The organism is Nocardia sp. NPDC055002 (genome assembly GCF_053608825.1).
In genome coordinates this window covers 771,855-786,011 of record NZ_JBSGWE010000001.1, presented here as the reverse complement: position 1 = coordinate 786,011, position 14,157 = coordinate 771,855, and the positions used below count along the sequence as shown (strand labels likewise).

13 protein-coding genes are annotated in these 14,157 nt (G+C 68.1%); 2 read left to right on the top strand and 11 right to left on the bottom strand.

From position 1 onward, the window contains the following. Positions 1-2: 2 nt before the first annotated feature. The 4 genes from ACWF99_RS03775 to ACWF99_RS03760 form a co-directional block, all read right to left on the bottom strand. Positions 3-899: an ABC transporter permease gene (locus tag ACWF99_RS03775; RefSeq protein WP_378631271.1), complete on the bottom strand. Its 897-nt coding sequence runs from the start codon at positions 897-899 to the stop codon at positions 3-5. Then, on the bottom strand, positions 892-1,755 hold the full coding sequence (locus ACWF99_RS03770; protein ID WP_378659851.1) for an ABC transporter ATP-binding protein: 864 nt from the start codon (positions 1,753-1,755) through the stop codon (positions 892-894). The genes ACWF99_RS03775 and ACWF99_RS03770 overlap by 8 nt, the downstream gene beginning before the upstream one ends. Continuing rightward, the gene (locus tag ACWF99_RS03765; protein WP_378659848.1) at positions 1,752-2,834 is read right to left on the bottom strand and encodes an ABC transporter substrate-binding protein; all 1,083 of its coding nucleotides are present in this window, start codon (positions 2,832-2,834) and stop codon (positions 1,752-1,754) included. Before ACWF99_RS03765 ends, ACWF99_RS03770 begins: the two co-directional genes overlap by 4 nt. Before the next feature lie 323 nt (positions 2,835-3,157). Further along, entirely contained in the window at positions 3,158-3,898 is a 741-nt protein-coding gene (locus tag ACWF99_RS03760) for an IclR family transcriptional regulator (RefSeq protein ID WP_378659845.1), read from the bottom strand. 277 nt (positions 3,899-4,175) lie between these two features. Between ACWF99_RS03760 and ACWF99_RS03755 the strand changes: the two genes are divergently transcribed. After that, positions 4,176-5,630, top strand: coding sequence for a PLP-dependent cysteine synthase family protein (locus ACWF99_RS03755; protein WP_452534499.1), 1,455 nt, complete (start codon positions 4,176-4,178; stop codon positions 5,628-5,630). Positions 5,631-6,076: 446 nt separating this feature from the next. Here the strand turns inward: ACWF99_RS03755 and ACWF99_RS03750 are convergent, their stop codons facing one another. The 7 genes from ACWF99_RS03750 to ACWF99_RS03720 form a co-directional block, all read right to left on the bottom strand. Further along, a complete protein-coding gene (locus ACWF99_RS03750; protein ID WP_378631280.1) occupies positions 6,077-6,238 on the bottom strand; it encodes a hypothetical protein in 162 nt (53 codons plus the stop codon). A gap of 52 nt (positions 6,239-6,290) precedes the next feature. After that, complete coding sequence (locus tag ACWF99_RS03745; protein WP_452534498.1) at positions 6,291-7,493, bottom strand: peptide synthetase; 1,203 nt, start codon at positions 7,491-7,493, stop codon at positions 6,291-6,293. Positions 7,494-7,570: 77 nt separating this feature from the next. Continuing rightward, a complete protein-coding gene (locus ACWF99_RS03740; protein ID WP_452534496.1) occupies positions 7,571-8,614 on the bottom strand; it encodes an NAD-dependent epimerase/dehydratase family protein in 1,044 nt (347 codons plus the stop codon). After that, positions 8,611-10,269 carry a fatty acid CoA ligase family protein gene (locus ACWF99_RS03735; protein ID WP_452534494.1) on the bottom strand — a complete coding sequence of 553 codons (1,659 nt, stop codon included), beginning with the start codon at positions 10,267-10,269 and terminating at the stop codon, positions 8,611-8,613. Before ACWF99_RS03735 ends, ACWF99_RS03740 begins: the two co-directional genes overlap by 4 nt. Then, the gene (locus tag ACWF99_RS03730; protein ID WP_378659831.1) at positions 10,266-11,165 is read right to left on the bottom strand and encodes a hypothetical protein; all 900 of its coding nucleotides are present in this window, start codon (positions 11,163-11,165) and stop codon (positions 10,266-10,268) included. Before ACWF99_RS03730 ends, ACWF99_RS03735 begins: the two co-directional genes overlap by 4 nt. A gap of 8 nt (positions 11,166-11,173) precedes the next feature. Next, positions 11,174-12,223: a 3-oxoacyl-ACP synthase III family protein gene (locus tag ACWF99_RS03725; protein ID WP_378631287.1), complete on the bottom strand. Its 1,050-nt coding sequence runs from the start codon at positions 12,221-12,223 to the stop codon at positions 11,174-11,176. 382 nt (positions 12,224-12,605) lie between these two features. Then, positions 12,606-13,601 (bottom strand): MsnO8 family LLM class oxidoreductase, encoded by a 996-nt coding sequence (locus ACWF99_RS03720; RefSeq protein ID WP_452534492.1) that lies wholly within the window; start codon positions 13,599-13,601, stop codon positions 12,606-12,608. 157 nt (positions 13,602-13,758) lie between these two features. On the opposite strand from ACWF99_RS03720, the gene ACWF99_RS03715 reads away from it, so the two are divergent. After that, entirely contained in the window at positions 13,759-14,157 is a 399-nt protein-coding gene (locus ACWF99_RS03715) for a DUF779 domain-containing protein (RefSeq protein ID WP_452534491.1), read from the top strand.

Below are 14,157 nucleotides of genomic sequence, written 5' to 3'. Positions count from 1 at the left end.
GATCAGGCGTTGGTCGGTGAGGTGCGCCAGCGCGAGAGCCGGCGTTCCAGAGCGACGAGGGCGAAGTTGAAACCGAGACCGATCAGCGAGATCGCGACGATCCCCGCGTACATCTGCGGAATCTGGAAGTTCTGCTGCGCGGCGGTGATGAGATAGCCCAAACCGGCTCGCGCGCCGATCATCTCGGCGGCGATGAGGACCAGGATCGAGCCCGCCGCGGCCATCCGGATGCCGGTGAAGATGGACGGGATCGCCGCGGGCAGGATCACCTTCTGGAACAACCGCAGGGGCGAGAAGCCCAGCGATACCGCCGATTTCACGAGCAGCGGGTCGACGGTGCGCACGCCGGTGATCGTGTTGAGCAGGATCGGGAAGAACGTGGCGTAGCCGATCAAGGCGATCTTCGACGTCTCGCCGATCCCGAGGATCAGCACGAACACCGGCAGCAGCGCGAGCGCGGCGGTGTTGCGGAACAGTTCGAGCACCGGATTGAGGAAATCCGATACCGGCTTGTACCAGGCGATGGCGATGCCGACCGGAACGGCGATCACCAGGGCGAAGGAGAAGCCGGTGACCGAGCGAGTGAGGCTCGCCGAGGTGTGTTCGGCCAGCTGGCCGTTGCCCGCCAACTCGAAGAAGGCCTGCACCACCGTGGAGAACGGCGGCAGGAAAACCTCGTCGACCAGGCCGAACCGTGGCGCCAACTCCCACACGCCGAGCAGCAGCGCGAAAGCGAGCAGTGGTTTGGCGATGCGGAGCAGCGCGTTACCCGCCGAGCCGACCGCCCGGGTGAGCGCGGAACGGGCAGCGGGCGCCGCGACGGGGGTAACCGGCGGTGCGGCGGGTTCGGCGGCGGCGACTTCGACGGGGCGGACGAGCAGAGGGACGGCGCTAGACATGGGCGGGACTCCTGTCGGTGGACGCGACCGACGCGGCGGCCGTGCTGTCGTCGGCGGCGAGTTCGAGGCGCTGGGCCCGGCTCACCTCGCTTTGCAGTTCCGTCCAGATCCGATGGCGGTAGTCGCGGAACTGTTCGCTGGAGCGGACATCGATATCGCCGCTGCGGTCGATGTCGATATCGATCACGGCCTTCACCCGGCCGGGACGCGAGGTGAGTACCGCGACGCGCTGGCCCAGGTACACCGCCTCGTCGATGCCGTGGGTGATGAACAGGATCGTCTTGCCGGTCGTGCGCCAGATCCGGAGCAGTTCGTCCTGCAGCGACTCTCTGGTCTGCGCGTCGAGTGCGGCGAATGGTTCATCCATCAGCAGCACCTCGGGGTCGAAGGCCAGGCTGCGGGCGATCGCCACTCGCTGCTTCATGCCGCCGGACAATTCGTGCGGGTACCGGTCACCGAAGCCGGCCAGGCCGACCAGCTCCAGGTAGTGCTCGGCGATCGCCTTACGTTCCTTGCGAGCGATGCCCTTGGCTTCGAGGCCGAACTGGATATTGGCGCGGGCGGTGCGCCACGGCAGCAACGCGTACTGCTGGAACACCACACCGCGGTCGAGGCCGGGACCGGTGATCGGGGCCCCGTCCAGGAGGATCTGTCCGGAGCTGGGCTTGCTCAGTCCGCCGAGCAGATCGAGCAGCGTGGATTTGCCGGAGCCGCTGGGCCCGACCAGGACGAGGAACTCGCCTGCTTCGACCTCGATGGAGATGTCGTCGATCGCGGTGAACTTCTCGTCGGTGCCGCGCACGGCGAACTGTTTGCCCACCGATCGCAACGCGAGTTTGGCTGGGGTGCCGGTCATTTCGCGGCCACCACCTCTCCGGTCGGGCCGCTCGTCGGCTGGTAGGTGCCGTTGGCGTAAGGGTTGTCCTTGTTGGTGAACAGGTCCTTGGCGACGATCTTGCCCTTGGGCAGTTCGCCGTTGCGCTCGAGCCAGTCGATCCAGATCTGGATCTCCTTGTCCGCGATCACCGCGCCGGGCACCGGCAGGCCGGGGCTGCGCCAGTAGTCGAGCAACTTGAGGTTCTCGTTGCGGCCGCGCTTGTTGATGATCTCGGTGAACTTGGCGACGACCTGATCACGCGGGGTGAGCTGCAGCCAGCGGGTGGCACGCGCGGTGCCCTGCACGAAGTCCTTGACGGCCTCGGGATTCTGCGCGATGTAGTCCTTGCGGAAAACGTAGGTGCCGTAATCGAATTCGCCGAAGATGTCCTTGTCGGTGAACAGCGGGTGCAGGCCTCCGCGCTCGACGGCGGTCTCGCGGAATACGCTGCCGAGCGCGCCGACGTCGATCTGACCGCTGCGCAGCGCCTCCTCGGTGTTGACCGGCGGCACCACGATCAGCTGGACCTGCTTGATCTCGGCCTCGCTCAGGCCCTGCTGGTGCAGCCATTCGCGGGTGACGAACTCGTGGTGCGCGCCGAGGGTGTTGACGCCGACCTTCTTGCCGATCAGGTCACGGGCGTTGGTGATGCCGGCGTTGTCGCGCACGAAGTAACCGGTGAACGACTTGGCATCGGAGCCGTAGGAGCTGAGCACGGCCTGCACCGGCGCGCCGCCCGCGGCGAGCTTGACCACCGCGCCGTTGAACGCGCTACCGAATTCGACCTGCTTGGTGGCGGCCGCCTGGATGTTGGCCGGGCCACTGGTGGTGTCGCCCTCCCACTGAAAGCTGATCTTGGTGAAGTAGCCCAGGTTGTCGGCGAGCTCGTACGGCGTGACCTGTCCGGTCTGTCCCTGGTAGCGCAGCACGGTCTTGCCGTCGGCGGTCGTCACCGCATCGGTGCCGCCGCACGCGGTGACGACCGCGAGGACGGCGGGTGCGACGAGCGCGGCGGCGAGCGCACGCAGCGGACGTCGTCGGAAGGTAGTGGACAACATGGTTCGCGAATTCTTTCTACGGCGTGGGTGGACCACGCGGCGGGCCACCAGGGGCGCACGCCGCGACGATCCGCACACGAAGGGCGGATCAACGGGGTATGAGAGAAAGTGGAGATCGGCGACGGAGGAATGCCGCCGCTGTTTCAGCTGCGACAGAATCCGGGGGACAGGCGCATCAAGTCCACCGTACGACGGCGGACGAGCGCGGGGGATTCGATCATGATGAGACTTTCGTGAGCGGGATCGGCGTAGGGGACGCCGCCTGTATTCAATAGTGCGTCAACAGATAACGACTCGGCAATACTGTTTCCACATCGTGAAAATCATGGTGCGTCGAATCCCTCACCTGCGGCCGCGGTATGGAAATAGGGGCCGATACGCACCGCGATCTGGTGCATGGCGGGCAGTACGGCACGAACGAGATCGCGATCCAGACGTACCGCGCGCGCCTGCACACCGAGCGCGCCCCACACCTGCCGATCAGGACCGAGGACCGGCACGGCGATCGCGCGGATCGGTTCGTCGCTGTCGATCTCCTCCATGGCGAACCCGCGTCGGCGAATGGTGTCGAAGAGTTCGCCGTTGCCGCGGTCGAGTCCCACCGAGGCATGCGCGAGCAGCGCGTGACCGACGGCGCTGGTGCTCAGCGGTCGCCGCTCCTGCGGAATCTGGTTGTGGCAGAAGTGGATCGGTGGCCTGGCCTGGAACACCGTGAGGGCTTCGTCGGCATCGGCGACACTGAGACTGACGGTGATCTTGATGCCGGCGGCCAGCGCGTACAGGTGCGGCGCCGCGTCGTCGAGCCCGAGCCGTGACAGCGCGGGGCGGGCCAGGCACGCCAGTCCGTGCCCGATCCGGTAGCGGTCGGTTGCCGGGTCCTGCTCCAGCAGCCTGCCGCGCACCAACGCCTGCGCCAGCCGGAAGGTGGTGCTCACCGGGAGCCCGGCCCGCTGCGCCAATTCGCTCAGCGACAATTCGGGGTCCCCGCCCTGAAAGCAGTTCAACACGTACACGGCTCGGTCGACGGCTTGTGCGCCGGAACGGGGTGGTTCGGTCGCGGTCATGGCGGCCTCCTGGTCGACGACGTGCCGAGAACTATCGCCACCGCGCTGTCCAGGCGCAATGATTCGGCGCACCGGTGCGAGTAATTCACGAGGCGCCGATCGAATCCGGGTGAGAACAAACCTGTCGACACGGTGCGGTGGCGAGGAATCTGGAACGTGCACGCGCGGCTGAGGGTTCGCGCCGAATTGTGCTCGGAGAAAGAGGTTTCGACCCCGATTCTCTGCGACGGCGGCGTGAAGTGCCGCGGTCGCTCGGCGAAACAGGAAGTTCGGACACATGACCATCGACATCGAGCACACCGTGCGCACCGCCACGGTGTTCGATTCCATCGACCAGGCCATCGGGCACACCCCGCTGGTCCGGTTGAACCGGATCACCGACGACATCGCCGCCACGGTGTATGTGAAGCTCGAATACCTCAATCCCGCGGGGAGCGTGAAGGATCGGGCGGCGCTGTTCATGCTCGACGCGGCCGAGGCCGCGGGGGAGTTGCGGCCCGGTGGGGTCGTGGTGGAGGCGACTTCCGGCAACACCGGCATCGGGTTGGCCGCCATCGCGGCGGCACGCGGCTACCGCACGGTGGTGGTCGTGCCGGACAAGTCGAGCCGCGACAAGATCGCGCTGCTACGGGCCTACGGCGCCGAGGTGCATGTGACACCCGGCGGCCGTCCGGTCGGGCACCCCGAGCACCTGCGCAGTGTCGCGCTGCGGCTCGCGGAGGAAATCCCGGGTGCCTGGTTCGCGGGCCAGTACGACAACCCGGCCAACCCCACCGCTCACCGTGAAACCACCGGTCCCGAGATCTGGGCGCAGACCGGCGGCGGCGTCACCCACTATGTCGCGGGCATCGGCACCGGCGGAACCGTCAGTGGCACAGGGGAATTCCTGAAGGGGGCCTCGGGAGGCCGGGTCCAGGTCGTCGGCGCCGATCCCGAGACATCGGTGTACGGCGGCGGTGACGGTCGTGCCTGGTACGTCGAGTCGGTGGGCCACTACCGGCATCCCGACACCGAGCTCGACGAATGGCCGCAGTCCTACCACACCGAGGTGATCGACCGGATCGAGCGGATCTCCGATGGGGAATCGCTACGAGTGCTGCACCGGTTGGCCAAGGAGGAAGGCCTGCTGCTCGGTGGTTCCTCCGGCACGTCGATCGCCGCGGCGCTGCGGGTGGCCCGCGCGCTCGGGCCCGAGGATGTGGTGGTGGTGATCGCGCCGGACTCGGGACGCGGATACCTGTCGAAGTACTTCGACGACGGTTGGCTCGGGCAGTACGGATTTCCGTTGCTCGCAGCCCATGATGAGCTGACGGTCGGTTCGGCGCTCGGTGTGGTCGAGGGAGCCCGGTCGGTCGGGCCGGGTTCGTCGGTGCTCGCCGAGGCGCGGTTGCTCCCGTCGACAACGACCGTGGCGTCGGTCCGCCGAGAACTGTCTTCGCGACGGTCTGTTCCGGTCGTCCTCGCCAGGCAGACCGCGGGGCCGGTGGTGGTCGCCGAGGTGCTGGGTACCGCAACGCAGGCGCGCCTCATCGGCGCTGCGGACGAGGATCCGATCGGCGCGCACCTGGACCCGCCGCCGGCGTTCGCCGGCACCACCGAGCCGGTGGGTGCCGCGGTGACACGGCTCGCCGACTATCACGGTGAGGTGCTGATCGTGGACGAGGGCCGCGTGGTCGGTGGGGTCGACGCTGCTGCGTTCGTCGCCGCACTCGTGCGTGCGGAGGCGTCGTGAGACGCACGACATGGGCCGCGCTGGGGACGCTCGGTGTGTCCGCGGTGGCCTCCGTCCGTGTCCGGCGCGCGCATCCGGCCGCCGACGCTTCCTCGGCGCAGTGATGGCGACGGTAGCGATGGGCGGCGAACACCCCCGCTGGGGTGTGCGCCGATGGAGGGATCCGGTCGCCGCCTCGACACCGGATCGGCGGGCGATTCCGCCTTCGGGATCGCGCGACGAACCACAGGAGCGGGAACCGGAATGGGAGAACGCGCTCGCCGCTTCGATGCTCGCTTGGACGGCCTTCCTCGGTGGTTAGTCACTCGCGAGGCGACCGCGGCGCATGCGAGCGCCGGCCCGGCCCATAGACGGCATGTCAGAACGGTCGCGCCGATCGAGTGGCCCGCGAACGACAGCGCACTGCCGAGCCGGTCGCGCGGACCGACGGGGTCGCCGGTGGCAGGTCAGGCGTCGGGTTCGTCGTCGGTCGGGGGCGCGGTGGTGGCGCCGGAGACCCGGATGACGCCTGCTTCGAGGTCCAAGTCGAGGTGGGGTTGGCCGTTGGAGTCGCCGCTGCCCTCGTTCTGCAGCTTCTTGCCTGGGAAGAGTTCACCGATGATGCCCACGGTGTCCAGGATAGTCGCGGTCGCGACCTGGTCGCCGGGGCCGGGCGGGTGGCTACCGCTGCCGGTCTGCCGGGCTCGGTGCGGGAAGGTCGGCTTCGAGCATGGAGACGATGCGATCGAGCAGGGCTTCGAGGCGGGACTCGATGCCCGCGCCGTTGCGTGCCGACACGGTCAGGTCGGTGTGGCCGTCGAACTCGGTCAGCCCGAACAGCAGGGGCATGGCGATGCTGTGCTGGGGCAGGACGAACAGTCCGGTCGGGCGGAAGCCGGGGACGGCGAGTTCGTCGGCGGTGAAGCGGCCCATGTGGGAGACGGTAGCCGAGGCGAGGTTTCGGCCGAGGCGGGCGCCGAGCCAGTTCGTGGTGCGCAGCACGCCGCGGTTGATCGGGTCCGGGACCAGGGTGATGCGGGTGCTGGCCAGTTGATTCAGTTCGCGCCGTTCGTGCAGTCCGGCCTTGATCTGGTCCTTGATCGAGGTCCAGTCGCGGCCGGGTTCGATGTCGAGGAACAGCGGTAGTGCGAGGTTGGCGGTGGAGCGCAGCGCCGGGTCGTGGCGACGGAGGTCCACGGGCATCATGATGCGCGAGGTGCCGGGAGTCTCGGCGGCCAGCAAGGCACAGACGCGGGCCAACGCGCCGGAACCAGCGGCCGCGATCCGGCGATGACGCAGGAGATGCGGCGCGAGATCGCGGCGCTGCCGGCCTCGGCCGACGGCGGTGCGGTAGCGCGGAACCATCGGAGTCGGCCTGCCGGGAGCGCCGATTCTCGCGACGAGTTCCTGGTCGGCGATCGGATCGGGCTGGGGGACCGGGTCTTCGCCGCGCAGTGCGCGCAGCACATTCGTCACCCACGCCACCATGCCGATGCCGTCCATCACGCCGTGGAAGACGCGGAAGATCAGCGTGGTCGGCGCGCCGGTGAGCAGCAGCACCTCGACGGTGGCATCAGGGGTCGGTCCGATCGCGCCGGTGAGGACCGGATCGGTCTCGAGGGCGGGGTAGCTCAGCCGGTGGTCGAGAACGCGCACGGCCGGGGCGATGTCACTGTCGACCCACTCGTTGCCGCGCCGCCGCAGTCGCGCGCCGGGGGTGGCCGCCGCGGCGGTGGTTACCGCTGTGCGCAATGCATCCGGGTCGATGTTGCCCTCACCGGGAACCACCAGTTGCATGAGGAAGGGTGGGGCCAGCTCGCGCATGGGGAAATACATGCGCTCGGTGGTCGTCACCGGACGACGGAAAACCTTGCTGCCGTTCATGATTGCCTCCTGGGGCGTCGTCGGTGCCGCGCGGGCCGTGCCGAAGGTGTCGTGGCGAGTGTGACGGTGGCCGCGAACTATCGGAGGTTCTCGGCGAGCACTTCGATGCCGCCCTGCTCGTCGAGCCACGCCAGGAATCCGGCCAGACCGGTATCGCGATCCACCACAGGCATGTAGCCGAGATCGCGGCGAGCCGCACCGGTGTCATAGGTGGCGGTGCGTGTCATCAGCGCGACGGCATAGCGTGACAGCGGCGGCGACCAGCGATCGGCCACCGCCGGTATCCGCCAGATCGTTTCGATGGTCGCGACGACGGCGGCGAGCACCCGCGGGTTCGGTCGGCGCGCCGGGGCCTGGAACCCCAGTCGGGTGGCGACCTCGCCGAGGAACCCCCAGACATCGGTCTTCTCGGCATCGGCGATGAAATACGCCTTGCCGCCCACCGCGTCCGAGCGCACCGCCAGCAGGCAGGCGTGCACGATGTTGTCCACGTGGCACAGCGAGGCCTCGACGGTGCGACCGTAGGACAGGTCGGGCAGCGAGCCCGCGGCCGTGCGATCGAGCAACCTGACGATCGGGCCCGATCGGTCGCCGGCGCCCCAGATCGCTCGCGGTCGCAGCGCCACGGTCGTGAATTCCGGTGTGTCAGCGGCGAGTACGGCGCGTTCGGCCGCGGCCTTGGTCTCGGAGTAGTGATTGAGGTACCGGCTCGGATACGGCAGCGACTCGTCGACGTCGACCTGATCGCCACCGTCTCGCTCCATCAGAGCGCTCGGACTCGAGATGAAGACGAACCGGCCCGCGCCCCCGCGCCGCGCCGCGTCGAGGAGCAGCTCGGTGGCCCGCACGTTCTCGGTCCAGAAGCGGTCCCTGGTACCGCGTTCGTCGACCCGCGCGGCGCTGTGGATCACCGCGTCCATGCCGCTGGTGGCCCGGCTCAGCGACGCCGCGTCGGCGAGGTCGCCGTAGACGAGCGTGACGTGCTCCACGGCTGGGCCCAGATCGTCGAGAACGCTGGTGCGCCGCACCAGGATCGAGACATCGTGGCAGCCCTGCGCGACCAGCGCGCGCACGATGGCGCCGCCGAGGAATCCGGACGCGCCGGTGACCAGGATCTTCATCGTCGCGAGTCCAGTTTCTTCGTGGCCCAGCGGGCGAGTTGTTCACGGCCGATCTTGGCGTTGTGCCGGATATCGACCGGGAAGCGCGGGTGTACGAGGAATTCGGCGATCGGGGCGAGAGTGTCGAATTCGGCGGCGCGCGTACGCAATCGCGTGAGTGCGGCCACCGCGTCCGCGCCGGGTTCGAGCTCCACACACAGGACCGGACGCTGTGCCCCAGGGGTACCGACACCGACCAGCGCCGTGCGCGTAACTCCGGCAACCGCGTTGAAGACCTGTTCGATCTGCACGGTGAACATCGGACCCCGCGCGGTCGTGATCCGTTGACTCTTGCGCCCGCAGAACCAGATCCGGCCCTGTTCGTCGAGCCATCCCAGATCACCGGTGCGGTGCCAGACCTGCTCGCCATCGCTGATCTTGCCCGCCGTGTTGGCCTGCGCGGGCCAGTAGTAGCGCGTACTCACATTCGGGCCTGCGACCACGATCTCGCCGACCTCGCGTGCGCCGAGTTCGTCGGTGTCGTCCCAGGTCGCGACGGGGTCATCGGTGATGGCGAGCAGCCGGACACGCACTCGATCGGTGGGCCGGCCGATGCAGGTGCCCTCGCCGCTCTTGGCGCGCTCGACCAGACCCGCGAGCAATTCCCGCGATTCGATCGTCGACATGGGCAGCGCCTCGGTCGAGCCGTATCCGGCGTAGATCTCCACATCGGGCCGCAAGACCTCGCGCAACCCGGCGACGCACCAGTGCGGAACAGGTGCGCCACCGGAGAAGATACTGGCCAGCGACGGTATGTCGACCGGCTGCGCGCGCAACCGTTCCAGCAGCGGGATGAGGACCGCGGGCGAGGCGAACATCGTGCGCACACCGAAACGCCTGATCGCGTCGACCACGTGCGCCGGATCGGTCGAGCCGACCTTGCTCGGAATCAGCGGTGGCAACACACACCGCGACCCGAGCAGCAGGTCGAGGACGCCCACCAGCGGCAGTGTCACCAGGGAAGTGCCGGGTGGCGTGTGCCCGCGAGCGGCGTGCACCTGCTCCACCATCGCCGCGAGATTGCCGTGCGTCAGCTCCACGGCTTTGGCGGGACCGGTACTGCCCGTGGTGAATCCGATGATCAGCAGCTCGTCCGGATCGGCGGGCACCCGCTCGGGCGGCGCACCGGCGGGGGTGCGCGTCCACGAATCCAGCGTCGGCCCACCCCAGAACCAGCGGCGCCCCACGGTGAGTGTGGTGCGCACGCGCCGGAAACTGCGCGGGAACAGCACCCGCAAGGCATGCGCCTGCGGGATCCCGACGAACGCCTGCGCTTCGACCGCGCGCAGGCAGTGCACCATGCGGCGCACACCCATGCCCGGATCGATGACGACCGGAACGGCGCCGATCTTCAACAGCGCGAACAGGATCGCGTACAGCTCCGGGCTCGGCAGCACGAGCACGATGGTGCGGGTGCCGCTGCCCACCCCGGAATCGGTGAGATGTTCGGCGATGGCGTCGGACCAGCGATCGAGGTCGCGATAGGTGATGTCGCGGTAATCGGGCAGCCCGTCGGCGGTCGTGCCGTCGGGATAGATGACCGCCTCGCGATCGGGCTCCTCGCGGGCGAGCTCCCGGAACCGGTCGATCGTGGCCCAGTAGGTCGCCGTCGTCACGCGGCGGTCTCCGCGGGGAGCCGGTACAGCGTCGCGGCGGCGGACGGGCCCGCGCCCGCGGCGACGAACAGCACGTGGGTGTAGCCGGTGAGGGTGCCCTCGGCGCTCGCGCGGGCGTAGGCCAACGGCAGTGCGGCGGTGTGTGGGTCGCCGTCGGACAGGTCGGGCACCCGTACCGCGTCCTGGTCGATGCCGAGGGCGTCGGCCAGGCGCCCGGGAAAGTGCGGGCTCGGAGTGGACGCGATCAACGCGACGAAGGCGCCCTCGAAGTCGGCGAGCGCGGAGTGCGCGACCTCGGTGGCCACCGCGAGGATGCGCTCCTCGAAGTCGGGTTCGCGTTCGATCGTCATCAGCGTGCGCCCGACGGTGCCCATGGTGGCCGTGTCGACGTAGGCCTGTCCCGCGGCAGTGCCGGGTGCGGTCGCGGTGTACACCGGGCCGAACCCCTCGGGGTCGTCGACCTGCTCGAGCAGCAGCGCGGCACCCGAGGTGGCGTAGGGGAATTCGGCGTCGGCGCTCGACCGGGTCATCGACGGGTGAGTGTCGCCCGCGACGATCAGGACGTGCTCGGTGCTGCCCGTCGCCAGGACCGAGCCCGCCACCTGGACGGCGTTGACGACGCCGACCGCGCCGTTCATCAGATCGAAGGAGAAGGTCCGCGGATCGGTCCTGGTGTAGTCGAGCCCGATACCCGCCGCTTTCTGGATCAGCGCGGCCACCGCCGGTTCCACGGTGTTCGAGTCGCGGAAGACACCGGTATTGATCAGCACGCCGACCTGGTCGGGGCGGACACCGGCCCGCTCCAGACATTGCGCGGCGGCACGCCCGCTGTGGGTGACGACGCTGTGGGTGTCGGTCGACCTGCTCGTGCCCGTGGCTCGGATGCGAATGCCCATTGTTGACCTCAGACCTTCAGGGAGGAGATGGTGGCGGACAGGAATCCCGCGACGACACCGGACGCGGCGGGCACCATGAGCAGTTTCGATCCCGCCGCGATGTTGTCGTCGGCGAGCTGATCGTGCAGAACGATGAAATGTGACGTGGTCGAAGTATTTCCGTACTTCTCGATCACATTGAGGTCCGGCGGCATCTCGGCGCCGAACTCGCGCGCGGCCACCGCGTTGATGTAGGGCACCGCGGCAGCGCCGAACTGGTGATGGATGATGTAGTCGAACTGCTCGCCGGCGAAGTCGCGGCCCTGTTGCTCGAGGAAACTGCCCTGGGCATCGGGCCAGAGCAGGAACCGCGCTTCGTTGTGCATCTTGCGGTTGTCGGTGTAGAGGGCGACGCCCGACGACTTGTCGCTGGGCATCCCGAGGCACAGGTGTGAATGTTCTGCGGCGGTGAGCAATTCGATGTAGTGGATCTTGTCGGCGTCGTCGACCGCGCGGTCCAGCACGACCGCGCACCCGGAGTCGCCCACCGACAGCGAGGCGAACTGCAGATCGTATTTCTCGGTGATCTCGTTCACCGCGGTCTCGGCGATGGGGGTGATCGCCTCGCCGCTGACCACCATGCCGTTGCGCACCACGCCCGAGCGGATCATCCGGTCCAGAATGTAGGTGCCGGTGAGCATTCCGGCACAGGCGTTGGAGACGTCGAAGGTGATGGCCCGTTCGGCGCCGAGGGTCTTGGCGATCGTCGACGCGAACGAGGGCTCCATGTACATGCGGGTGCCGTCGTTGCTGCGGGTGATCGAACACGAGATGATCACGTCCAGCTCGCCCGGCGCGTAGCTCGACCGCGACAGGCAGTCGCGCGCGGCGTTCACGGCGAGGGTGAACGAGTCCTCGACCGACTCCGGGCGGGTGTCGCGCACACGGCGTTCTTTCACACCGGTGATGCGCTCCAGATCGAACGACGGTGGCGTTTTCAACCGGGAGATCAATTCGGTGGTGGACAAGATGTTCGACGGAAGATATGCCCCGATGGATTCGAAACGCGATTGTGACACGTGAGCTCCCGGATGCGGTCGAAAGAATGGTTTACCGGACGAATCTCGAGCGCCGGTGGACTCGAACCATACCGGTCATCGGCCGGCATCGGGTGCGGTGATCCAGCGCACCGGCCGGTGCGAGATTGTTTGTGCGACACGGTGTTGCGGAAACTTCGGCAATCCACTCGAATCTCATAGATCACCTGGACCAGGGCGTTTGTCCGACTGTGGGCAATGGTACGGCTATCGGATAGATCTGCCTCGCCGCGGTGATGTGGTCCTGCAGAACGGTGCTCGCGCAGTGAGTCACTTCACGATTGTTTACACCGTCGAATAAATTGCGAGCCGAACGGGCTTGTTTTCGGAGTACAACTGGTCTCGCGAATTTTGTCGGCGAGAACTAGCCGCCCAGGCCCACGACGCGGGCCAGCCGCCGATGTGATTCCAGACGCGCCGCTCGATCGAAAGTGCTGGTGTGGACCAGGATTTCATCGGCCTCGGTGCGGCTCACCAGCTTTTCCAATGCTTCGGCGACCTGATCCTCGGTGCCGTGGATCTGGTGGCCGAGCGCCTGCTCGAACAGGTGGCGCTGGCGGTCGGTCATCGCCGCCGGGTCGATCTCCTCGGGTGGGATCAGCGCGGGAAACTCGCCGCGCGTGCGCGAGTAGGCGCTCGACCAGGCCTCCGGGAGCAGCAGTCGGTGCGCCTGCTCGGCCGAGTCGGCGATCATCGCCGTCGCGGAGACCACGACATACGGTCGGGGGACTCGGGCCGAGGGCTGGAACAGGGTGCGGTACCGCTCGATCGCGTCCACCATCGCCTGCGTGCCCGCGATCGGGGCGATCACCAGCGGCAGCCCGAATCGTGCGGCGCGCTCGGCCCCGGAACCGGTGGCGAGCAGGAACGCCGGGACGTCCGCGCCCTCCGCGGAGCCGGCGTGCACACCCTGCCTGCCCACCGCGAAGTAGTCGAGAACCTCGGTGAGGCGTGCGTCGATATCGTCGGCGTCGTCGAGGCCGTGACCGAGCGCGCGGCGGACGCCGTCGGTGAATCCGACCGAACGGCCGAGGCCCATGTCGATTCGTCCGGGGAACAGCGACCCGAGCACGCCGAACTGCTCGGCGACGACGAGTGGCTGATGGTTGGGCAGCATCACTCCACCCGTGCCGACGCGGATGCGCGTGGTGGCCGCCGCGACCGCCGCCGCCAGCACGGTCGGCGCGGTTCCGGCGACACCGGGAACGCTGTGATGCTCGGCGACCCAGAACCGGTGGTAGCCCCACTGCTCGGCTAGGACCGCGAACGCGACCGTCTCCCGCAGGGCGTCGGCGTGGTCCTGCCCGCGCCGCACGCGTGAGCGGTCCAGGATCGAGAAGCGAACCGATTCGAGTGCCATATCAGTAGTCAACGTCGCAGCAGCGGGGCGATTCCGTGGCGGTGACACGCGCGGGTGATCTTCACAGGTTTGGACCGGTACCAACCCTGGACCAACCTTTCGCAACGATAGTGTGCCCCGAGCACGATCACCGGCGAGAAACTGCGAGGAGCGCACTATGGTTCGACATCCCAACGGCCGCAAGGTAGATCATCGCCACCGTGCGGTCGAGGCCAGCGATGATGCGCTGCGTGTGCTGCGGCTGCTGCTCGAGATGCACGGCCCGGTGGTGCTGTACCTCGCGCCTGACACCGACGGGTACACGCCGGTCTGTGTGCGGCTGCGGGACTTCCGGCCCGCGCGCGGCGATGTCCTCGCCGGGCAGACGGCGTGGCACACCCAACTGTGGATGGCCGACCGGTTCCACGTCGGGTTCGACGACCTCGATGTCAGCATCGAGGTGCGCAACCGTCCGCAGCCGGGCTCCGCCTCACTGGAGGCGGTATGCGGATTCCGGTTCGCGCTGCGGATCGACAAGGCCGAAGCGGCCGTCGACTTCGTCGAGGAAGCCTCCTAG

What these genes read in the sequence shown, in the direction of transcription:
- ACWF99_RS03775 (WP_378631271.1), bottom strand. Translation starts at nt 899, where the DNA reads ATGTCTAGCGCCGTCCCTCTGCTCGTCCGCCCCGTCGAAGTCGCCGCC.
- ACWF99_RS03770 (WP_378659851.1), bottom strand. Translation starts at nt 1,755, where the DNA reads ATGACCGGCACCCCAGCCAAACTCGCGTTGCGATCGGTGGGCAAACAG.
- ACWF99_RS03765 (WP_378659848.1), bottom strand. Translation starts at nt 2,834, where the DNA reads ATGTTGTCCACTACCTTCCGACGACGTCCGCTGCGTGCGCTCGCCGCC.
- ACWF99_RS03760 (WP_378659845.1), bottom strand. Translation starts at nt 3,898, where the DNA reads ATGACCGCGACCGAACCACCCCGTTCCGGCGCACAAGCCGTCGACCGA.
- ACWF99_RS03755 (WP_452534499.1), top strand. Translation starts at nt 4,176, where the DNA reads ATGACCATCGACATCGAGCACACCGTGCGCACCGCCACGGTGTTCGAT.
- ACWF99_RS03745 (WP_452534498.1), bottom strand. Translation starts at nt 7,493, where the DNA reads ATGAACGGCAGCAAGGTTTTCCGTCGTCCGGTGACGACCACCGAGCGC.
- ACWF99_RS03740 (WP_452534496.1), bottom strand. Translation starts at nt 8,614, where the DNA reads ATGAAGATCCTGGTCACCGGCGCGTCCGGATTCCTCGGCGGCGCCATC.
- ACWF99_RS03730 (WP_378659831.1), bottom strand. Translation starts at nt 11,165, where the DNA reads ATGGGCATTCGCATCCGAGCCACGGGCACGAGCAGGTCGACCGACACC.
- ACWF99_RS03720 (WP_452534492.1), bottom strand. Translation starts at nt 13,601, where the DNA reads ATGGCACTCGAATCGGTTCGCTTCTCGATCCTGGACCGCTCACGCGTG.
- ACWF99_RS03715 (WP_452534491.1), top strand. Translation starts at nt 13,759, where the DNA reads ATGGTTCGACATCCCAACGGCCGCAAGGTAGATCATCGCCACCGTGCG.